The sequence below is a fragment of the Streptomyces sp. NPDC029296 genome, from assembly GCF_055569255.1.
In genome coordinates this window covers 59,229-79,499 of the sequence record NZ_JBVHXT010000007.1, presented here as the reverse complement: position 1 = coordinate 79,499, position 20,271 = coordinate 59,229, and the positions used below count along the sequence as shown (strand labels likewise).

The window sequence follows — 20,271 nt, the reverse complement described above, 5'->3', positions numbered from 1 at the left end:
GGTGCTGGAGCACGATGCCGGCCCGGGCTCGGTCAACGCCGGCCTGCGTCACCCCCGTCAGGCCGTCGCCGTGCTCGCCAGGGCGGATGAGCCCCGGGCGCGGGGTGATGCGGCCGGGACAGAGCGAGGGAGGCGCCGAGGAGCTTGCGCAGTGCGATCACCGCTGCCGCCAGGAGGACGCTGTCCCATGACGGCTCGCCGGCCAGTCGCAGCAGGCCGGCGGCGGTCAGGAAATCCAGCAGCACGGCCAGGGCCCCTCGCACGGTGCGCGTCAGGCGCCAGGCCGCTGCCGCGGCGGCGAGGCCGAGGGCGGTGATCAGCACAGCCGCCGTCTGTGGCCACGCGTTCATCCCGGCAGGTCCTTGGCGCCGTGCGAGGGCGCCGCCTCTCCTCGTTCGAGTTCGGCCCTCTCCTGAGCGATCTCCCGGCCGAGGAAGTAGTTCAGCGCGGTCCGGATGGCCGCGATGGCCGCCAGCTGGCCGATCTCCGTGAAGCTCGGCGCGACCGCCGTGCGCAGCACGTCACCGGCGAGCTGGAACTCCAGGCCCAGCACGAGGAAGCGGCCCAGGCTCAGCCTGATCCGGTTAAACCCCGCCACCTTGCCGCGTCCTCGCGTGCCCGCTCGTACGAACTGGACGAACGCCCACACGCCGCCGATGAAGATGATCAGGGCGCCGGCGGACTCGATCAGCCTGACCAGCAGACCGATCACCTCGCGCAGGGCCGACTCGGGCAGCACTTCCACCGACAAGGTCATGCGGGTGCCGGTACCCCCGGGCGCAGCCGGCGACGCCCATTTCCCGAGGTCTTCACCCCATACCCGGGCGGCGGTCTCAGCGCCGGACGTACACCGTGGCCGACGCCGTCGCGCTCGTGTGCAGGTCGTCACCCGGCCAGCTGACGGTGTAGGTCGCCTCGCGCCGGGTGCGCGGCAGGTCGTCGACGGTGAAGGTGCCGTCGGCGGCGACGGTCACCGATGACAGGGTGCCGGTGCCGAGCCGGTCCGTGCGCCTCACGGTGAGCGTGGCCCGTTCGGGCAGCGCCTTGCCCTGTGCGGTGAAGGTGCCGGTGAGGTGGACGCCCCCGCTCATCGTGGCCTCTTGCGGCCCGGTCAGCGTGATCGAGGCGGGCGCCTTGCCGACCGTCACGGTGTGGGTGACGTCGGTGGCGGGGCGGTGGGTCAGGTCACCGAGGAACGACACCCTGTACGTGGCCTCGCCGACCAGGTCGGGCTCGTCCAGGACGGTGAAGGTACCGTCCTCCTTGACGGTGGCGGTGCCCAGTTGGTGCGTGCCCTTCGCGTCCTCGCGCACGGCGGTCGCCTTCAGCGGCTCGGCGGGGGCGGGCCCGTCCCACTCCAGCCGGCCGCGCACCGACAGCGGCTCGCCCGCGACGGCGCCGGCGGGACTGTGGGTGAGGCCGCCGGTGAAGCGGGTGTCGTACTGCACCGCCGGGGGCTGGATGACGTGCAGCCAGTACTCCTGGCCGGTGCCGCCCCGGGTGACCGCGAACAGCCGGGAGCCGTCCTGGGACCAGGCCAGGCCGCGCGGGGCGACGCCGTCGCCGTCGAGACTGCCCTGGAAGGCGAACTCCAGCGGCGGTGTGCCGTCGTCCGGGTCGGCGCTCTGCACGAGCAGGTCGGGTGTGCTGCCGGCGGCCTGGGCGCCCCGGGCGATGTACGTGCCGTCGCCGCTGAAGGCGACCGCGGTGGACGACGCCCCGGTGGGCAGGGCCTGGTACTGGCCGGGCGCGTCGGACAGGTCGCCGGCGTTCAGCAGCCGGGTGCCGGCGGTGGCGTCGGCCACGGCGACCTCGGTGCCGTCCGCGCTCGCCGCCATGTCCCTCAGGTCGAGGGCGCCCTTGCCGTCGCCGTCCGCGAACCGCCGGGAGGCGTCCCGCACCGGGGTGGCGCCGCTGACGTCGAACGAGGCGAGGAAGGGGTTCGCGGCACCGCTCTCCTTGGGCTGGCCCATCAGGAGACGGTTCCCCGCGCGGGCACCCGGGGCCAGTTGGAGCCGGCCGACGTCGTTCCAGCCGGTCGGGTTGACCGTGCCGTCGGCGAACATGTCCAGGGCCGTGGAGGCCGTGGCGCACTGGTAGTTCTGGTAGACGTAGGCGTGCGTGCTCCACACCCTGCCCCCGGCGAAGGCGACCTGGCGGCCGCAGGTGTCGTAGGCGGCTCCGTACACGCCGTTCTGCTGGAGCGTGCCGGTGTCGTAGCCGACGACGCGGGAGCGCTCGCCCACGTACAGCGTCGAGGCGTCCTCGCTGAGCGCCACACCGGAAACCGCGTACTGGTGCTGGAGCGTGGTGATCTTCTGGCCCTTGAAGTCGTAGACCACCACGGTGCCGTCGGAGTTGGTGTCGCGCTGGTCGGCGACATAGACGCGCTCGTGCACGGAGTCGACGGCCAGGCCCGAGTACGACGAGATCGGCAGCTTGGCCACGGCGTCGGAGGCCGCCGCGTGGGCCGCGGGCGCGGTGGCGACGGTCAGTCCGGTGCCGGCGAGCACGGCGGTGAGCAGTGCGGTCGCGGCACGTCTGGAGCGGTGTGCTGTATTCAACTGTGCCCCCCACAGGCTGTATCGAGCACCTCACCGGTATCGGTGAGACGCCTGTGAACGCCATGAAACAGGCGTGAAGATCAGATCGGCAAGGGGGCGCGCCCGACCGGGGCCCGCGGGACACGGCACGACGGTGAAGTCCTTCGGCGGGCTGACCGGTGCCTACGGGGGGCAGGTGGGCAGGACGGCGGTGAGCTGGTTCAGATGGTCGGGCTGAACGCGGATCCCGGGCAGCCAGAGGTGTTTTCCGTGCCGTGCGACCTGGATCCAGATGCTGGTGTGTGCGTGGTTCTCGTCGGTGACGGTGACGCCGTTGGCGATGGTGCAGCGGGCCTGGAGCAGGTCGTGGTGCCAGACACGGTCGGCGGAGTTCGAGGTCACGTAGGGGCGGTAGGGGTCGTAGGCCAGGGACAGGGCGCATTCGTGCGTGTGGGGTTTCTGGCATTTCTTCTCGACGTTGTGGACGAGAACCCCGGCACCGCCGCTTTCACCCGCGCCGCCCTTGGTGCCCTGCGCGGCATCGGAGGCGCCGCGCAAGAGGAGCAGGAGCACCAGCCCCGCCACGAGTGCGCCTCCCGTGGCGGCGACCGCGGCGATGGCACCACGGCTGGAGAGAGGTCCGCGCAGCCGACGCCACCGGGTGGGGCGGGAGAGGGAAGACGGACCGGCGGCATCGGCGGTGGGGGTGCCGGCCGGCGCGTCGGGGCGGTGGGGATCGGCTGCTTCCCACAGCGCGCGGTACTCGGCGGGGTCCGCGCCCAACGCCTGGCACAGGTCCCTGACCACGCCCCAGGCGGGCACGGTTTCCCCGCGGAAGTAGCGGGAGAGGGACGAGTCGCTGATACGGACCTGGGTCTCCAGGCTGCGGAGCGTGCGGCCCGATCGCTGCTGCAGGCTCCGCAGCGCGTCCCCCAGCCTCCGTGCTGCCGCGCCCTGGTCCGGTCGTTGGCCGGTCATCGATCGGGGCCTTTCTGCAGGGCGGGAGCAACAGCGTCCCGCCGACTGACCCGTGTCCCGGGACAGGCGTGTCCCAGCAGGTCAGGACTGTATTTATCCCGACATCGCCGAAGCAACCGGGATCTGGTTGTGAAGGTGCGCCTTCCTGCGCAAACTCGGCATACCGGCCGAGCAGATCACCCCCGAGGGTGAGCGTGCCGGTGGTCGTGGCCGTGCCGGCGGATGCCGCGGCGGCCGACTTCGAACCCCTACCGGAAGGATCTTCATCATGCGTGTACGCACCACACTGTCCACCCTCGGAGCGATCGTGGTGGTCGGGCTCGGGCTGGCTTCGGCGGCGCCCGCCGTCGCGGTCCCCGGCACGGCGGCCCACCACGTGACGGCTGCCCGGGCGGCCGACAGCCTCGACATCCACCGCGGCAAGTACATGACCCTGGGCGGGTGCCAGACGGCCGGCCAGCAGGGCATCGAGCGCGGGCACTGGGACCGCTACCAGTGCGCCGAGGGCTCCATGTGGCCCTGGAAGTGGAACCTGTGGACCAACCGCTGAGAAGGTAGCGCCGCCGGTGGCCTCCGCTCGCACGAGGAGGCCACCGGCAGCCGGCGACCGCCCGCCGCGGAGCGCGCCTGACCCGTTCGGCCGACGGGGGCACCCGCCGCCGCGACGGAACGGGAAGGAGGACGGGTACGGCGACCATCCCCAGCGTCCGAGGAGGACCATGAACGACCACCGGGACACACCGGACGACGGGCACCGCCGCCCCGCAGGCGTCGGCGACCGGACCGTCGAGGCCCTCGGATCGCTGTCGAAGGCGCTGGAGACCACCGAGCGCGCCCGCGGCCATCTGTACAGCTTCCACCAGCTCACCGGCGGGGCCGACCTGGAGCTGGACCGGGCGGTACGGCTGCTGCGCGAGGCCGGGCACACGGAGTGGGCGGACAGGGTGGAGACCGAGATCCTGGGCCGCGACGTCATCCCGGGCCATTGGACGTTCCAGATCGTCGAAGCCTACGACGACACGTACTACCGGCCCTTCCAGGAGGTGGAGCACGGCGCGGTGAGGGAACTCGCCCAGGGCCGCAGGCACCTGTACGAGGCGGAGATGAAGGAGGCCCGCCGTACCCCGGGGCACCCCGGCCACGGCGCGCGTCCACCAGTCGCCGAGGGCTGACCCGTGTTCCGGCGCTCAAGGCGCGCCACCGGCTCGGGAGGCCCTCCGCCATGCTCGCCGGCACCGGCACCACTGAAGCGAAGTCCCACTCCGCACCCCCACCAGGACGGCACCCATGCAGACGTTCCTGCCCGACTCCGACTTCCGGCGTTCCGCCCTGCTCCTGGACCGCCGGCGCCTGGGCAAGCAGCGGGTCGAGGCGCTCCAGGTCCTGCGCGGGCTGACCGTGCCCGGCTACGGCTGGCGCAGGCACCCGGCCGTACGGATGTGGAGCGGGTACGAGGAGGCCCTGGTCCGTTACGGGCTGGAGATCTGCCGGGTGTGGCGGGAGCAGGGACACCAGGACAGTTGCGCCGCGTCACTCGTCGCCGGCTACGCCGGAAGCCATCCGGGCGCCCCCGTGCGCGACCAGGCCGCGCTCGCCGGTGCCGGGGAACTGCCGCCGTGGCTCGGGGACGCCGCGTTCCACCGCAGCCATCAGTCCGCGCTCGTCCGCAAGGACCGCGAGACCTACGCGGACGTGTTCCCCGGCGTTCCCGACGACCTGCCCTACGTATGGCCGTCCTCCGACCGGGAGGCCACCGCCACCTGATCACGAGCCCGTGGCGGCGAGACGGCGGAGGAGCACGGCAAGCGACTGCCGCGGGTCCTGTCCGGCCGTGTCGACGACGATGTGCTCCCGGTTCCACCGTTCGTGATCGCGGCCGAGGACCTGCTGCCCATCGGGCAGTGGCAGGTCCGGGATGTCGGTCGCTCGTGTGGTCACGCGGTTGCGGTGCTCGTCCGGGTCCGAGCAGACGACTTCCCCTTCGGCGACGGGAACGGCCGCCCGGACCCCGACGCTCCGCCGGCTGTCACGGGTGACAGCGAGGGGGTTCACGGATTCCGCGATCACGGCCAGTCCTTGCCGGAGATGTTCACCGGCCAAGGCATATCCGATGACGTAGCCGGCCGGACCGACGGGGTGCCGGGCCAGGCCGGAGCGGACGACGGCCTGTTCGATGGTGTCGACGCGCAGGTGGACCGCGCCGACGCGCGCGGCCGGCAGCCGGGCCAGGGTGGTCTTGCCCGTGCCGGGCAGTCCGCCGATCACGATGAGCATGTGTTCATCCTGCCGGAACGGCACGCACGCGTGGCGGGGGGCGCCGCGGGAGAGCCGGTGCCGGACCGGTCGGCGTTCCGGGCCGTCGCGGCCGGCCGGACACCGCCGGACGCGTCCGGTCCTCGACGCCGCGCGGACGCCGCCGGCCCGTCACCGGGGGTTCGGGTGGTTGCCGGGCTCGCCGCCCGGTCCGGCCAGTGGTGTCGGCGACAGGGCCGTGGGTTCCTCGCCCGGTTCCAGCAGGGTCTCCGCCGCGCCGACGATGAGCGGGTCGGGGGTGCCGACCGCCTCGTGGTCCTTGGCCGGGTAGTCGAAACGGTCGAGGAGACTGCGCATCGCCTCCAGCCGGCCCCGCCGTTTGTCGTTGTTCTTCACGACCGTCCAGGGCGCGTGCGGCGTGTCGGTGGCCCGGAACATGTCGACCTTGGCCGTGGTGTAGTCGTCCCAGCGGTCGAGGGAGGCGAGGTCCGTCGGGGAGAGCTTCCACCGGCGCACCGGATCGACCTGGCGGATCGCGAACCGGGTGCGCTGCTCGGCCTGGGACACCGAGAACCAGAACTTGACCAGCAGGATGCCGTCGTCGGTGAGCAGGCGCTCGAACATCGGGGCCTGCCGGAGGAACTGCCGGTACTCGTCCTGCGTGCAGAACCCCATGACCCGCTCGACGCCCGCGCGGTTGTACCAGGAACGGTCGAAGAAGACGATCTCGCCGCGAGCCGGCAGGTGGGCCACGTAGCGCTGGAAGTACCACTGACCCGCCTCCCGCTCGGTCGGCTTCTCCAGCGCCACCACCCGCGCCCCGCGAGGGTTGAGCCGCTCGGTGAAGCGCTTGATCGTGCCGCCCTTGCCCGCCGCGTCCCGTCCCTCGCAGACCACGACGACCCGCTGGCCGGTGTCCTTCACCCAGCGCTGGAACTTCAGCAGCTCGATCTGCAGGATGCGCTTGGCCTGCTCGTAGTCGCGCCGGCCGATCCTGTGGTCGTAGGGGTGGTTCTCCCGCCAGGTCTCGATCGGCCGGCCGCCGGAGTCAAGGAGCACCGGCCGCTCCGGCTGCCGGTCGTCCACCTCGAGCCCCCGCAGCAGGTCGTCCTCACGCGCCGTGCCGTGGGTCTCCTGGGTCTGGGTCGCCTGCTCGTGCTCGGTCACGACACCGCCTCTCCGCCTCGCCACTCACCGGGGACGGCCGGCCCCGGTCTTCTCCCACGTGCCCACCCGAACGGGTCCCAGACACCTGTACCGTCGCTACGGTCGTTCCTTTCCGTACGGTGCGAGTCAGAAAGGCGATCACATGGCCGAACTGCGCCTGGGACCACTGCTGAGGTACACCGACGGCTCGTGCGCGACCGTGTGGGTCGAGACGGACGTGCCCTGCACGGCGCGCGTGCGCTGCTCGGACGGCGCGGGCGGCACGGCCCCCACCTTCCGGGTGGCCGGGCACCACTACGCCCTCGTCACGGTGACCGGGCTCCGGCCGGGCACCTCGCCGTCGTACGAGGTGTTCCTGGACGACGCGCCGGTGTGGCCCCTGCCCGACTCCCGCTTCCCGCCCTCGGTCATCCGGTCCCCCGGCGCCGGCGACGCCCTCCGGGTCACCTTCGGGTCGTGCCGCTGGGCCGCGCCCCCGGCCGACGGCAAGGACCCGGTCGGCCCCGACGCGCTCGACACCCTCGCCAAGCGGCTGGCGGCCGACCCCGACGCGCGGCGCCCGGACGTCCTGCTGCTCCTGGGAGACCAGGTCTACGCCGACGAGGTCTCCGAGGAGACCCGGCGCCTGCTGGCCGGTCGCCGCGACCTCGACAAGGCGCCCGGCAGCCAGGTCGCCGACTACGAGGAGTACTGCCACCTCTACTACGAATCCTGGCTCGACCCGGAGATCCGCTGGCTGCTGTCCACCGTGCCCAGCTTCATGATCTTCGACGACCACGACATCGTGGACGACTGGAACACCTCCGCCGCCTGGCTCGCCGACATGCGCTCCACCGACTGGTGGCAGCAGCGGCTGCTGAGCGGCCTGATGTCCTACTGGGTCCACCAGCACCTGGGCAACCTCTCCCCCGCCGAACTGGCCGACGACCCGGCCTGGGCCGCCGTGCGCAACGCACCCGACGGCACGCACGCGTTGCGCGCCCTCGCCGAACGGGCCGACGCCGATCCCCCCTCGGTCCGCTTCAGTTACCGGCGCGACTTCGGCCGGGTCCGGGTGGTGATGGTCGACTCCCGGGCCGCACGCGTGCTGGACGAGGACCGGCGCGCCATGCTCGACCCGGGCGAGGCCGACTGGCTGCGCGAGCAGGTCCTGGCCGACGAGGGGGCGTACGACCACCTTCTGATCGGCACTTCCCTGCCCTGGCTGCTCCCGCACCTGGTGCACGACGCCGAGGGCTGGGACGCGGCCCTGTGCGCCGGGGAACGCGGGGACCGCTGGGCCCGCTTCGGCGAGTGGCTGCGCCGTGGCGCCGATCTGGAGCACTGGGCGGCCTTCCCGCGCTCCTTCGCCGATCTCGCCGGCCTCATCGGCGAAGCCGGATCCGCGCCGGGCGCCCCGGCGAGCGTGTGCGTGCTGTCCGGGGACGTGCACCACGGCTACGTCGCGCGCGCCTCCTGGCCGTCCGGCGGCCCCGGCATCCCGGTCGTCCAGCTCACCTGCTCGCCCGTGCACAACTCCGTGCCCCTGACGATGCGGATCGGTTTCCGCTTCGGCTGGAGCGCCCCGGCCCGCCTCCTGGGGCGGCTGCTGGCCCGGCACGGCCGCTGCCCCCGCCCGCCGGTGAGGTGGCGCAAGCAGGGCGGGCCGTGGTTCGGCAACCAGCTCATGACCCTCACCCTGCGCGGCCGTTCGGCCCATCTGCGCTTGGAGCGCACCGGCACCGACGAGATATTGCGGACCGTGCACGAGACCGTCCTGACCGCCGGGTAGTGCAGCGCCCGGCGGCCTACGGCACGAAGTGTTCATCGAGGACGCCGGGGGTGTCGTGCAGGACCACGCTCTGTCGCAGCGGGACGCGTCCGATGTTGATGTCGTACATCGGTGATGTCCGGTCGCCGGTGCCGAACGCGATGCCGAACAGCAGCTTGAGGTCGTCGTGGACGCCGAGGGTCCGGCGGACGGTGTCGGCGTAGAGGCCGAGTATGGCCTGCGGTATGCCGCGGTGGCCGCGGGCGGTGAGCGAGAGCAGGAAGTTCTGGGCGTACATGCCGACGTCGCCGGCTGCCCGTACCCCGTCGCCGAGGACCGGTATGAAGAGGAGGGCGACGTGGGGTGCCCCGTAGAAGCGTAGGTTCTCGCGGATGACCTCCTTCCGGCCCTCGTGGTCCGAGCGCGCCACTCCCCACCTGCCGTAGACGAGGGCGGCGTGCTCGTGCGACCGGTCGCGGTGGACGCCCTGTCCGTAGTCGAAGGGGAAGTCGGGGGCGGCCCGGTCCTCCTCGTACGCCTGGAGCAGTTCCTCGCTCAGGGTGTCCCGGGCCGCGCCGGAGACGATGTGGACGTTCCAGGGCTGGGTGTTGCTGTTCGAGGGGGCGGTCTGGGCGTCTTCCAGCACACCGCGGATGTCCGCGGCAGACAGCGGGGCGGGGAGGAACCGCCGCGGGGAGTGCCTGGTCCGCGCGAGGTCGGTGAAGAGTGAGGCGGTGCTGGGCAAGGAAGCTCCTTCGGTGGTCAGCGGCTGCCGCGCCAGGAGTCGGCCGGCACGCCGGCGTCGTAGGGGTCGTAGCCGCTCCCGCGGGGTGCGTCACTCCTCCGAGGAGAGGTGGCGCGGTCGGCGACTCGGTGGCCTACTCCGCGTCGCCGGGCCGGCGGTAGCCGCTTTCGATGAGGTCGCGCAGACGGCCGAGCGACTCCTCGTCGGCAGAGCCGGTGCCCATCAGCCAGGCGACGGAACAGGCGGCGAGGAACAGGTCGAACCCCGTCACCGAAGGCCGTGCGCGTCCCGCGCGCCGGGCGGCCGCCACGTACTCGTCCGTCGTGGCGATGAGCATGTCGCAGGGCAGGGTCAGGGGGTTGTCCGGCTCCTGCGCCCTGGCCGCGACCATGAGCGGTTCCGGCAGCCCGCTGAACGCGCTGAAGTACTCCTCCAAGGCCCGCAGCCACTGCCGCAGCCCTTCGGCCGCGTCGTCGATCCCGGCGATCTCCGCCCGGCGGGCCATCAGTTCGTCCGAGCGCGTCTGCAGCACCGCGGCCAGCAGCGCCTCCCGGGTCGGGAAGTGCCGGTACAGCGTCGCGGGCCCGACTCCGGCCTCCTTGGCGACCGCTTCCAGCGACGTTCCCACCCCGTATTTCAGGAAGTGGCGCTGCGCCGCCTCGAGGAGCGCGGCCCGGTTGCGCATGACGTCCGCACGCGGCTTGCGCCCCTGCTGCCCGCCACTCATTCGTACTCCCGTTCCACGACGCGATGAAACGGATGCTGCATCCGTATGGGCCGAGCGTAAAACGGAGGCAGCATCCGGTCAACCCGGTCCGCACGTCCGCCGCTCTTGACCTCGATCTTGGTTGAGGTTGTTGGGTGAGTGGCGGCAGTGATCGCAGCCGCCACTTGAGCGATTCGGAGAGGACGCCGTCATGACGAGCGACATTCTTGTAGTGGGAACGGTTTCACCGGAGGTCCGGGCCGCGGTGACAGGTGTGGTGAAGGGCCTGGAGAGAGCCTTCAACGAGAAGGACCCGATCGCGCTGGGCGAGCGGTTCGCCGAACACGCCTCTTGGACCAACGCGAGGGGCAGGCGCCTTGACGGCAGGGAAGAGATCACCGAGTTCAGCGCCGTGGCGATGAAGAGCTTCCTCGGCGACTCCTTCGCCCGGTACGACGTGGTCAAGCTGCTGGAGATAGCCCACGACGTGATCGCGGTGAATGTGGTGCAGACGCCCACCGACCGCACCGGCAGCCCCGTCGACGGCCCGCGGGGAGCGACGCTGTACGTGATCGCGAAGCAGGCGGACGGCTGGTACATCGCGGCCGGCCAGAACATGGCCGTCGACCCGCAGACCGTGTGACGCCCCGTCCGCTCCGGTGTCTATGCGGGCGGTGGGCGGGTGTGGCCGTCCTTGGCGGGCGCGCCGCCCAGGCCGAACTGGGCCGCTTCAAGGGTTCCCGTCCCGTTCCCCGAGGCGTGCGCGCCGGCCGGGTCCAGGGTGAGGTCGTTGGTGGTGGCGTAGCGGGTGTACCAGATCTCGTCGATTCCGAGCCTGGTCAGAGCGGTTTTCTGGGCCTGGGTGGGGTGGGGGAGGTGATGCCGGGACACGATCAGCTGGTCGGTGTCGGTGAACGTGAAACCGGCCCTGTCGCCGCCGCGGTGGTAGGACCAGCGGACCTTGCTGTAGTAGTTCCGGGGGTAGTCCGCGTCGGGGTGCGGTTCCGGGGCGGATTCGTGGGCGGTCACCGTCCTCGGGTCGTAGGCGCCGACAAGGCGTTTGCCGGACCGGGTGTCGTCGACGAGGAAGACGGGGACGGTGCCCGCGCCGTACTCCTCGCGCAGGTGCAGGTCCGCGCCGATCACGGCGTACGGGCCGACGCTGCCGCGGCCCCAGCGCCAGTGCTCGACGCCGTACGGGAAGGGGCGGTCGCCCCAGTTGTGGTCGTGGTAGCCGTGGCCGGTGAAGCGCCGGGTGCGGCCGTTCACGGTGACCGTCCCGGTGGCGGTTCCGGAGGGCACCGCGCACAGCCAGCCGAAGGAGTGGCCGGTGTCGCCGAAGTAGATGACGCCGGTGCCCGGCCGGAAGGGGCGCACCGTGCTGGTCAGCGTCAGGTCGACGCCCACGTCACCCGACCGGCCCCGCATGCGGTAGGTCTTCAGGTCGCCGGTGAAGGTGAAGGGGCCCAGGCGTACGGCGCAGCGGTTCTCGGCGCTGGTGAATTCCTGCCACCCGTAGCGGTGGACACCGCCGTGGCTGGTGCCGTCGGGGTCGGTGACGGTGACGGCGGCCTTGGGTGCGCGCCCGGCCTCACCGGGCTCGGGGACGAAGCCGTCGTCGAGCCGGGTGCTCAGGGTGAAGGAGACGACCGTGCCGTCGTCTCCCGTGAAGTCGGAATACCACCACTCGAAGACGTTCGGGTCGTCGTTGTGGGCGTCGGTGCGGAAGCCGTCCTCCCACTGCCGGATCACGTCGCGCCGCAGGCCCGTCCGGGTGTAGTCGGCGTCGGTGTGACCGTAATCGTTGGACGTCCGGCCCCCGCTTGGAGGGGTCGCCGGCGTGGACGGGCCGCGGCCGGCCGGGGCCGCTTCCGCCCGCCGGGCCGGTCCGGCGCACGCGGAGACCGCGAGACCGCAAGCCGCGGTGCCCAGCCCGGCCGCGGCGGTGGTGCGCAGGAACGCGCGGCGGGAGGGCGTACACCCTTCGTCCATGGCAGAAGCCTTTCCGCTCACCGGTGTCCGCCTGGCGAGGTCTGTCCCGCCGTCGTCAGGAGGCGGTCCGCCCAGTGAACGACCTCCGGGAGAAAGACGCATCTCGGACGTCGCTCGGGGTGTACGCGCTGCCGCCGCTGTCCGCCGGCACGTCCCTGCGGGAGCCGCTGCGGCTGGTCGCGGCGGTGGTGGCGCGACGGGTGCATCCAGCCGATCGGCGACGATACGCCCGGTGGCCGGGATCGTTCCGGGCAAGGGCCGCTCCGAGAACGCGCTGCGCGTGGTGGACCGGGCGGCAGGGCTGCCGCGCCGCCGCGAGGCCGGGCCGTCGGGCGGCCTCCCGGACCCGCGCACACCCGGGCTGTCGGCGTGGCCGGGGCGGGCCGGAGGTGTCAGGGCCGTATGCCGTCGTTCGGGGGGTTCCGGCACGGCGCCGGTTCGTCGGCGGTGATGACCAATGCGGCCTGGTCGTCCTCCACGTGTCTGTCATTCACGAAGGCGCGGACGTCCTCGGCCACCGTTTCGACGATCTTCGCCGCGGTCGGCCGTCTCGGCACGGAGGCCAGGGCCTTGGCCAGGCGTGCGTCGCCGTATTGTTCGCTTCCGTCGGTCCGGCACTCGGTGAGACCGTCGGTGTAGAGGAACAGGCTCTCCCCGGGGCGGAGGGTGAGGTGGCGGGCGGCGAGCCTGGGCGGGATGTTGATGCCGAGCAGCCCCCCGGAGGCGTCGACCGTGTCCACCACGTGGTCGCCGTCCAGCAGCAGGGGCAGTGTGTGGCCGGCCCGGACGAGCTGGACGGCGAGGCCGTCGGCGGCCAGCGTGAGGTGGCCGTAGACGAGGGTCACGAAGCCGTTGTTCGCCTGGGCGTACCGGTCGTTCAGGGCCTTGTCGACGGCCTTGACGACGTCGACGGGGTCGTGGAGGAGCGGGGCGACGGCTCGGGCGGTGTGGCGGACCAGCGCGGTCGTGGTGGCGGCCATGGCCCCGCGTCCGCAGACGTCGCCGAGGACGAAGGACCAGCTTCCGTCGCCGCGGGCGAAGACGTCGTAGAAGTCGCCGCCGATCTCGAGCCCTTCGCCGGCCGGGTGGTAGAACGCCGCGAGCTGCGCTCCGGGGACCTCGGGCAGGTCGGGCAGCAGGAGGCCCGTCTGCAGGTCACGGGCGAGCGCGGCGCGCTGGGCGTACTGGCGTGCGTTGCGGGCGGCCGAGGCGGCGCGCCGGGCGAGTTCCTCCGCGAGGGCGACCCGGTGGCCGTCGAAGCGGTGCCCGCCGGTGGAGAGCAGGGTCAGCGCGCCGAACGGCCGCCCGCGGTCCAGGAGGGGGACGCAGACGTAGCCGGTGACGCCGAGGGCGTCCCAGGGGCCCGGACCGGTCGGGGGGCGGTGGGCCACTTCGGTCAGGCCGGAGGCCAGGACGCGCGCGACGGGGTCGTCCTCGGCGTCGCGCGCGGGGCGGTGGGAGGCCAGCAGGCTCCGTGCCTCCTCGGCCGGCGCGGCGGTCGCCACCCGGTGCACGCGTCCGGTCTCCAGGATGTCGACCGCGGCCAGCGGCGCCAGGGCGGAGCCGGCCAGAGCGGCCAGCCGGTGGAGCGTTTGCTTCTCGTCCAGCCGGCCGGCCAGGGCGGTGCTGGCGGCCAGCAGGAACGCCAGGTCGTCGCGGGCCGCCTTCTCCCGTGCGTCGGCCGCCAGCCGGGCCTGTTCCACGCGGTGACGCTCGATGGCGAGGGCTGCCGTGTCCGCGAAGACACGGGTCAGCGCCAGGTCGGCGTCCTGAGGGGTGCGCGGAACCCGGTGGTACATGGCGAAGGTGCCCAGCAACCGGCCGTCCCGGTTGAGGATCGGTGTCGACCAGCAGGCGGCGAGCCCGGCCCGCCGGGCGAGGTCACGGAAGTCGGTCCACAGGGGGTCGGTGGCGATGTCGCTGACGCTCACGTTCCGGCGCCGGTGCGCGGCGGTGCCGCACGAGCCGACGCCTTCGCCTATGGCGATGCCGTCGATGGCCTGGTTGTAGAAGCCGGGCAGGCTGGGAGCCGCGCCGTGGTGCAGGTGCCGGCCCTCCTCGTCGGCCAGCAGTACGGAGACGAGCACGTCGGGGGAGAGTTCCTCGATCGTCCTGCACATGCCGTCCAGGACGTCCGTCAGCGGCGCCCGGCGGGCGATCTGCTCGAGCAGCGCGCGTTGCTCGGCGGCCAGCCGCCGGGCGTGTCTGACCTGGGTGGTCTCCACTCCGATCATCCGTACGCCGATGACCTTGCCGTTGGCGTCGTGGCGGGCCTCGTAGGTGAAGTCGAAGTAGGCCTCGCGCGCTCCGTCGGCCATGCCGATGAGGACACGGGCGTCACGGCCGACGTGCCGCCCGCCCGTCCGGTACACCTGGTCCAGCAGGGCGATGTATCCCTGGGCGGTCAGCTCGGGCATGAGCTCGGCCAGCGGGACGCCGGTGCGTTCGCGCCGCCCGCCTCCGATCGCCTCGAAGAAGGCCGGGTTCGCCGCCTCCAGCACATGAGCCGGTCCGGCCATGGACGCGAACAGCGCGGTCGACGTGCCGAACAACAAGGACAGGTCCTCGTCCGTGTCGCGCGCCGGCTGGGAACGGGTCACCTTCCTCTTCGGCCGTTCACACCCCACTGCCATCTCGCCACCCTCGCCAAGCCGCCTGCCGCCGATGCCAGGCAGATCATCGTCTCGTATGACATCAGTCGATGTCTCATCAGGGTCGTATTCTCCGGGATGGCCCGGCGCAAGCCTCCCGAAACGAACGGATGCCCGTTCCGGCCCCCTGTGCCTCATGCGCCACAGGAGCAGGCTGCCGCTCCCCCGCCTGGCACCGAGTTGCCGATCGCCTTGCCGACGGTCGGCGTTCGGTACAGGCCCAGGGTGACGCGCCGTGCCGCAGACGCGGCGGGCACGGCGGCCACGACGGGCGCGAAGGCGATGACACGCCGGCTCGCGTCAGCGGCGGGCCCGGTCGGCCGGAATCCGGGCGGTCACCCGAGGAGACGACTGTCAGTGCCCTGCCGGCTCAGCGGGCCCGTCCCGGTGTGCGCGGCGGCGTCAGCGGACCGTGCCGATGTCGCCGGCGCGCCGGGCCGTGTCGTCCGCGGCCTGGGCGGCCAGTGCGTCGGCCACCGTGGCATGAACAGGCAGCAGTTGGGATATGCCGGTCATGGTGACCATGCGGACGAGGCGGTCCGGTACCGCCGCCAGCCGGACGGATCCGTCCGCCTTCTGCGCTGTGTGCAGGAGGCTGATGAGGGCGCTGAGGCCGGTGGAGTCGACGAAGTCGACCTGGGCCAGGTCCAGGACGAGGTGCGGGACTCCTTCTCCCACGACGGCCACGGCTCGTTCGCGCAGCGTGGACGCCGTGTGCAGGTCCACGTCGCCCACGACGGTGAGGACGGCGACGCGGTCGCCGGTGTACTGGACGGTCACGTGAAGGGTGTCGGTCACGTTGGTCATCACTCCTGGGCGGAGGGCTCGGTCACTGGACGCGGGCGGAGCCGCGGGTTCGACGTGTCACCGCTCACGCCGCGGGCCCGTCGTCCGGGCCGGGGCCCCGCACCGTGGCCAGGCCGTCGAGGCCCGAGACGGTGAGGACGGGTTCGAGCAGCGGCGTGACGATGAGCTGTAGCCGGTCGGCGTGGGCGAAGAGCACGCTCAGCCCGGCGCTGTCGAGGTACTCCACCTTCGTCAGGTCCAGCACGAGCGGGCCGGAACCGCCGTCCAGCGCCTCGGCCAGGGAGCCGGCATTGCTCATGTCGATCTCGCCGCTGACCGCGAGGCGCGCGGTGCCGTCCGGGCCCCGGCCGGGAGTGAGGGTGAGAGGCGTGGTCATGAGGCGATCCTCATCTGCATGTCGACGGTGGTGCCCGAGGGCCCGGGGGTGATGGTCACCCGCTGCATCATGGCCCGCATGAGGGCCACCCCGCGTCCCCGGTGGGCGTTGAGCTCGGGCTGGGGGGTCTTCCACCGGCCACTGTCGGCGACCGTCAGACGCAGGTTGTCGACGAGTGCCTCGGCGCGCAGCCGCACGACCTCCCCCGGGGAGTGCCGGTGCCCGTGCTCGATCGCGTTGGCGCACGCCTCCCCGGCGGCCACGAGAACGTTCTGGATCGCGTGGGAAGGGAGGTCGCACTGGTCGAGCCAGCTGCGCAGCGCCTTGCGCACGGGTGCGAGCTGGGCCGACTCGGCGGGAAACGACATCTCCAGCGGCGCCGGATGACGGTAGAGGAGCAACGCCACGTCGTCGTCGTAGCCGCCGACCGGCGCGAGTCGCGACATCACTTCGCTGGCGAGGTCGTCGACGGGTACGTCGCGGCCCGCCTGCACGGCCTCGCTCGCCTCGACTATCCCGCTGCTGAGCGGGCGACGGCGGCGTTCGACGAGACCGTCCGTGTACAGCAGCAGCGTGGCGCGCGGAGGGAGGGTGCACGCGGCTTCCGGCCGCTGCCTGCCCGGCCGTACGGCGAGAGGCAGCGAACGTCCCTCCTCCAGCAGTGCGGTGCCGCCGTCGGGGTGCGCGATGATGCCGGGCGGATGTCCGGCACTGGAGTAGGTGAGCTCCCCGCTGCCAGGGTCCAGGACACCGCAGAACACGGTGGTGCACAGGGCGCCCGGCACGCTCGCGGCGAACTGGTCGAGGGCCATCAGCGTCCGGGACGGGCTGGAGTCCTGCAGCATCAGCGCCCGGCAGGCACTGCGCAACTGCCCCATGACGCTGGCCGCCTCCAGACCCCGGCCGACGCAGTCGCCGACGACGATGCCGATCCGCCCGTCCGGCAGGGCGACGGTGTCGTACCAGTCGCCGCCCACCTCCAGCGGGCGGGTGGCGGGCTCGTAGCGGACGGCGAAGCCGTCGGGAAGCCGGGCCGGACCCAGAATGGCGCGTTGCAGCGCGATCGCGGTTTCCCGCTGCTGGTCGATCTGGTGGGCCCGGACCAGGCCCTGCGCGAGGTGCCCGGCCAGCAGGGACAGCAGCAGCTGGTCCTCCGGGGTGAACGGCCGGTACTCGCCCAGGTCGATCCACAGGGCCAGCGGGCCGTCGGGGTGTTCCAGCAGGACGCCGGCGCCGGTGTCCCGCGCCACCGGGGTGAGCGGTGACCCGTGGGGCAGCGCGACGAGTGCGTCTTGACGCTCCCGGGGGAGGTCCGCCCAGCTCAGGTCCGCTTCCGTGGCCGTGAGGTCCGGGAGGTCACCGCGTCCGAAGACGGCGGCGTCCACGCTCCGCGCACGCCACAGGGACTTCAGCACGGTCAGGGCGCCGGACAGGGCCTCGGGCAGGCTCGCGGCCTTGGACAGGGACGTGCTCAGCGCGGCCAGGGCGCTCTCGCGCTGGATGGCGTAGTGCTCCGCGGTGACGTCCCGGAAGGTGCCGACGGTCACCTGGCGTCCGGTGTCGGGATCCTGGGCCGCGTTGTAGGTGACGGCCACCCACAGCCGGTGCCCGTCCCGGTGGGTGACGGGAATCGTGTACGTGCCCTGCCCGTTGCGCAGCAGCCCGGTGAACGCCTCCTCCACCTGCCGGTGCGCCTCGGGGTCGGTGGCCGGGTCCGGCCACCACGGGTGGACCGGGGTGTACGGGAGGTCTTCGGGGCCGTAGCCGAGGATGTCGGTGAACGCGGTGTTGATCTCCACCACGGCTCCCGACTCGTCGCAGACGAAGAACGCCTCCTGAAGCGAGTCGACGAGCGCCGTCCGCCAGCGCAGGTGATGACCGCGCAGCCGGGCCAGCTCTATGTTCGCGCGGACCCGGGCCAGCAACTCGGCAGCGGCGAACGGCTTGACCAGGTAGTCGTCCGCGCCCGCCCGCAACCCCTCGATGGACGCCTCCTGTCCGGCCCGGGCGGACAGCAGCAGGACGGGCACCGAGGCCGTACGCGCGTCACCGCGCAGCCGCGCCACCAGTCCGAGTCCGTCGAGCCGGGGCATCATCACGTCGCTGACGACGAGGTCCGGTGAGTCGCGGCGGACGGAGTGGAGCGCTTCGACACCGTCGGTGACGGTGGTGACCTCGTATCCCGCCGTGACCAGGATGCGGGTGAGGTACTCCCGCATGTCGGCGTTGTCGTCGGCCACCAGCACCCGGGCGCTGACGGTGCCTCCGTCAGCGGCCGGCGCGGCGTCCACCTCGGTCTCGGCCACGGGGCTCCCGGCCGCGGCGCCCATGTCGCCGCCCGGCAGCCAGCGCAGGGCTTCCTGGACGTAGGGGTCGGCGGTGGCGGAGGCCACCGGACTGCCCGCCGCGTCGACCACGGACTCGGCGGGGAGATGAGCGGTGCCGAACGGCACTTCGACGGTGAACGTGGTGCCCACGCCCTCGGTGCTCTCGGCCGTGATCACACCGCCGTGCAGACCGACCAGCTCCCGGACGAGAGCGAGGCCGATGCCGCTGCCCTCGTTCGACCGGGAGCGGGCGTTCTCGATGCGGTGGAACCGCTCGAACAGGCGCGGCATCTCCGCCTCCGGCACACCGATGCCGCTGTCGGAAACGGTGACCACCGCATGCGCGCCGTCCCGGCGCACGCTCACCCGGATGGCACCGTCGAAGGTGAACTTCAGGGCGTTGCTGAGCAGGTTGAGGACGACCTTCTCCCACATGCCGCGATCGATGTACACCGGCTCGTCCAGGGCCGGGCAGTCGACGTCGAAGGCGAGTCGGGCCTTCTCGACGGCCGAGCGGAAGACGCTGGCCAGTTCCGCGGTCACCAAGGCCAGGTCGACCGGTTCGTAACGGGCCTGCATCCGCCCGGCCTCGATGCGGGAGAAGTCCAGCAGCGTGTTGACCAGCTTGCCCAGGCGCAGGCTGTTGCGACGGATGAGGTCGAGTTCCTGTCGCGCCTGCTCGTCGGCCTCACCGAGCCTGGTCCTCAGTTCCTCGACCGGTCCCATGATCAGGGTGAGCGGGGTGCGGAACTCGTGGCTGATGTTGGAGAAGAACGCCGTCTTGGCGCGGTCCAGCTCCGCCAGTTCCTCGGCCCGGCGTTGCTGCGCCTCGTAGCTGCGGGCACTGCCGATGCCGGACGCGATGTGTCCCGCGGTCAGCTCGATGAAGCCCTGGTACCCCTGGTCCAGGGCGCGGTACCGGTTGAGGCCGGCCACGAGGAAGCCGTACGGCACGCTGCCCTGCTGGAGCAACGGGACCACGAGCGCCTGCGTGGGCGGTTCCGGCCAGTCGCCGGCGGGCAGGCCGGTGAAGGTTCCACCGGCGAGCGGCACCAGGGCCGTTTCACCCCTGAGCAGGTCCGCGACCGGCCACGGACGGTCCGGGCCGCCGGCCGGGAGGACGGGGGGAGCGGCCGGGTGCCCTTCGGGGACGCCGGTCGCACCGGCCAGCCGGGCGGTGTCGCCGTCGAACAGGTAGGTCAGGGTGAAGGGGAGGTCTCGCCTGTTGCGGGCCAGTTGCCGGTCGGCGAAGGCCAGCACCTCCTGTTCGGTCCGGATCACGCTCGGATCCGAGCCGAGGTCCCGCAGCGTGGACATCCGCCGTTCCCCGATCACCCGGTCGGTGTCCTCGCTGACCACGCACAGCATGCCCACCACGTCGCCCGTGTCGTCCCGCAAAGGGCTGTAGGAGAACGTGTGGTACGTCTCCTCGCTGTAGCCGGAGCGCTCCAGGAACAGCAACAGCCCCTCGTCCCAGGTGGCCTCACCGGTGCGGAGGACGGCGTCGACGCGCGGTCCGATGTCGTCCCAGATCTCCGCCCATACCTCGTTCGCGGGGCGCCCGAGCGCCCAGGGGTACTTGCGGCCGAGCGTGTCGCGCCGGTAGGCCGCGTTGCAGAAGAAGGTCAGCCGCTCGCCCCATGCCATCCACATGGGGAACCGGGAGGACAGGAGGATGCTGACCGTGGTGCGCAGGCTCTGCGGCCAGCCCTGGGGCGGCCCGAGGGGCGTCGAGGCCCAGTCCACCTCGGCCAGGTCCCCGCCGATCTCGCGATCGGCCGCGAACACGTCGCCAGCCGCTGTCGACGGCACGTGTTCAATCCCGTCGGAACGTGCCACGCGACACCCTTCCCCTCACGCAGGCCCACCGCTGTGGCCATGACTCCAGCCGAACACCCTCGCGATCGTCCCCACGACCGCGTACACCCATGCCTGTATGCCCCGGAATCACCGTCCGATGCCGACGTTCACCACGC

At 72.3% G+C, this 20,271-nt stretch carries 18 protein-coding genes; 5 read left to right on the top strand and 13 right to left on the bottom strand.

What is annotated here, in order from left to right; genetic code table 11:
* Positions 1 to 32 precede the first annotated feature (32 nt).
* The 4 genes from ACZ4W9_RS08230 to ACZ4W9_RS08215 all read right to left on the bottom strand — a co-directional run bounded on the left by ACZ4W9_RS08230 (position 33) and on the right by ACZ4W9_RS08215 (position 3,521).
* Positions 33 to 350, bottom strand: coding sequence for a hypothetical protein (locus tag ACZ4W9_RS08230; protein WP_467934049.1), 318 nt, complete (start codon positions 348 to 350; stop codon positions 33 to 35).
* Positions 347 to 757 carry a DUF1622 domain-containing protein gene (locus ACZ4W9_RS08225; protein ID WP_467934048.1) on the bottom strand — a complete coding sequence of 137 codons (411 nt, stop codon included), beginning with the start codon at positions 755 to 757 and terminating at the stop codon, positions 347 to 349. The genes ACZ4W9_RS08230 and ACZ4W9_RS08225 overlap by 4 nt, the downstream gene beginning before the upstream one ends.
* 76 nt (positions 758 to 833) lie before the next feature.
* A complete protein-coding gene (locus ACZ4W9_RS08220) occupies positions 834 to 2,564 on the bottom strand; it encodes an Ig-like domain repeat protein (RefSeq protein WP_467934046.1) in 1,731 nt (576 codons plus the stop codon).
* Between the two features lie 162 nt (positions 2,565 to 2,726).
* Entirely contained in the window at positions 2,727 to 3,521 is a 795-nt protein-coding gene (locus ACZ4W9_RS08215; protein WP_467934045.1) for a helix-turn-helix domain-containing protein, read from the bottom strand.
* Positions 3,522 to 3,789: 268 nt separating this feature from the next.
* On the opposite strand from ACZ4W9_RS08215, the gene ACZ4W9_RS08210 reads away from it, so the two are divergent.
* The 3 genes from ACZ4W9_RS08210 (at position 3,790) to ACZ4W9_RS08200 (ending at position 5,285) form a co-directional block, all read left to right on the top strand.
* Positions 3,790 to 4,071: a hypothetical protein gene (locus ACZ4W9_RS08210; RefSeq protein ID WP_467934044.1), complete on the top strand. Its 282-nt coding sequence runs from the start codon at positions 3,790 to 3,792 to the stop codon at positions 4,069 to 4,071.
* A 169-nt stretch (positions 4,072 to 4,240) separates the two neighbouring features.
* The gene (locus ACZ4W9_RS08205; RefSeq protein WP_467934042.1) at positions 4,241 to 4,693 is read left to right on the top strand and encodes a hypothetical protein; all 453 of its coding nucleotides are present in this window, start codon (positions 4,241 to 4,243) and stop codon (positions 4,691 to 4,693) included.
* Positions 4,694 to 4,808: 115 nt separating this feature from the next.
* Entirely contained in the window at positions 4,809 to 5,285 is a 477-nt protein-coding gene (locus ACZ4W9_RS08200; RefSeq protein WP_467934040.1) for an MSMEG_6728 family protein, read from the top strand.
* On the opposite strand, the gene ACZ4W9_RS08195 is transcribed toward ACZ4W9_RS08200, so the two are convergent.
* Positions 5,286 to 5,795, bottom strand: a complete 510-nt coding sequence (locus ACZ4W9_RS08195; protein WP_467934039.1) for a P-loop nucleotide/nucleoside kinase family protein — start codon at positions 5,793 to 5,795, stop codon at positions 5,286 to 5,288.
* 150 nt (positions 5,796 to 5,945) lie between these two features.
* The gene (gene ppk2, locus ACZ4W9_RS08190) at positions 5,946 to 6,941 is read right to left on the bottom strand and encodes a polyphosphate kinase 2 (RefSeq protein ID WP_467934037.1); all 996 of its coding nucleotides are present in this window, start codon (positions 6,939 to 6,941) and stop codon (positions 5,946 to 5,948) included.
* 142 nt (positions 6,942 to 7,083) lie between these two features.
* Between ppk2 and ACZ4W9_RS08185 the strand changes: the two genes are divergently transcribed.
* A complete protein-coding gene (locus ACZ4W9_RS08185) occupies positions 7,084 to 8,712 on the top strand; it encodes an alkaline phosphatase D family protein (RefSeq protein ID WP_467934036.1) in 1,629 nt (542 codons plus the stop codon).
* A gap of 16 nt (positions 8,713 to 8,728) precedes the next feature.
* Here ACZ4W9_RS08185 and ACZ4W9_RS08180 read toward each other — a convergent pair whose 3' ends face one another.
* Both ACZ4W9_RS08180 and ACZ4W9_RS08175 read right to left on the bottom strand, forming a co-directional pair.
* A complete protein-coding gene (locus ACZ4W9_RS08180) occupies positions 8,729 to 9,436 on the bottom strand; it encodes a nitroreductase (protein WP_467934034.1) in 708 nt (235 codons plus the stop codon).
* 133 nt (positions 9,437 to 9,569) lie between these two features.
* Entirely contained in the window at positions 9,570 to 10,163 is a 594-nt protein-coding gene (locus ACZ4W9_RS08175) for a TetR/AcrR family transcriptional regulator (protein ID WP_467934033.1), read from the bottom strand.
* Positions 10,164 to 10,407: 244 nt separating this feature from the next.
* On the opposite strand from ACZ4W9_RS08175, the gene ACZ4W9_RS08170 reads away from it, so the two are divergent.
* On the top strand, positions 10,408 to 10,785 hold the full coding sequence (locus tag ACZ4W9_RS08170) for an SgcJ/EcaC family oxidoreductase (RefSeq protein WP_467934031.1): 378 nt from the start codon (positions 10,408 to 10,410) through the stop codon (positions 10,783 to 10,785).
* Positions 10,786 to 10,805: 20 nt separating this feature from the next.
* Here the strand turns inward: ACZ4W9_RS08170 and ACZ4W9_RS08165 are convergent, their stop codons facing one another.
* The 5 genes from ACZ4W9_RS08165 to ACZ4W9_RS08145 all read right to left on the bottom strand — a co-directional run bounded on the left by ACZ4W9_RS08165 (position 10,806) and on the right by ACZ4W9_RS08145 (position 19,948).
* On the bottom strand, positions 10,806 to 12,134 hold the full coding sequence (locus ACZ4W9_RS08165) for a lipocalin-like domain-containing protein (protein ID WP_467934030.1): 1,329 nt from the start codon (positions 12,132 to 12,134) through the stop codon (positions 10,806 to 10,808).
* A gap of 392 nt (positions 12,135 to 12,526) precedes the next feature.
* Positions 12,527 to 14,734, bottom strand: a complete 2,208-nt coding sequence (locus ACZ4W9_RS08160) for a SpoIIE family protein phosphatase (RefSeq protein ID WP_467934029.1) — start codon at positions 14,732 to 14,734, stop codon at positions 12,527 to 12,529.
* Positions 14,735 to 15,187: 453 nt separating this feature from the next.
* Positions 15,188 to 15,592, bottom strand: a complete 405-nt coding sequence (locus ACZ4W9_RS08155; RefSeq protein WP_467934027.1) for an STAS domain-containing protein — start codon at positions 15,590 to 15,592, stop codon at positions 15,188 to 15,190.
* Positions 15,593 to 15,656: 64 nt separating this feature from the next.
* Entirely contained in the window at positions 15,657 to 15,968 is a 312-nt protein-coding gene (locus ACZ4W9_RS08150) for an STAS domain-containing protein (RefSeq protein ID WP_467934026.1), read from the bottom strand.
* Positions 15,965 to 19,948, bottom strand: a complete 3,984-nt coding sequence (locus tag ACZ4W9_RS08145; protein ID WP_467934196.1) for a SpoIIE family protein phosphatase — start codon at positions 19,946 to 19,948, stop codon at positions 15,965 to 15,967. Before ACZ4W9_RS08145 ends, ACZ4W9_RS08150 begins: the two co-directional genes overlap by 4 nt.
* Between the last annotated feature and the right edge of the window lie 323 nt (positions 19,949 to 20,271).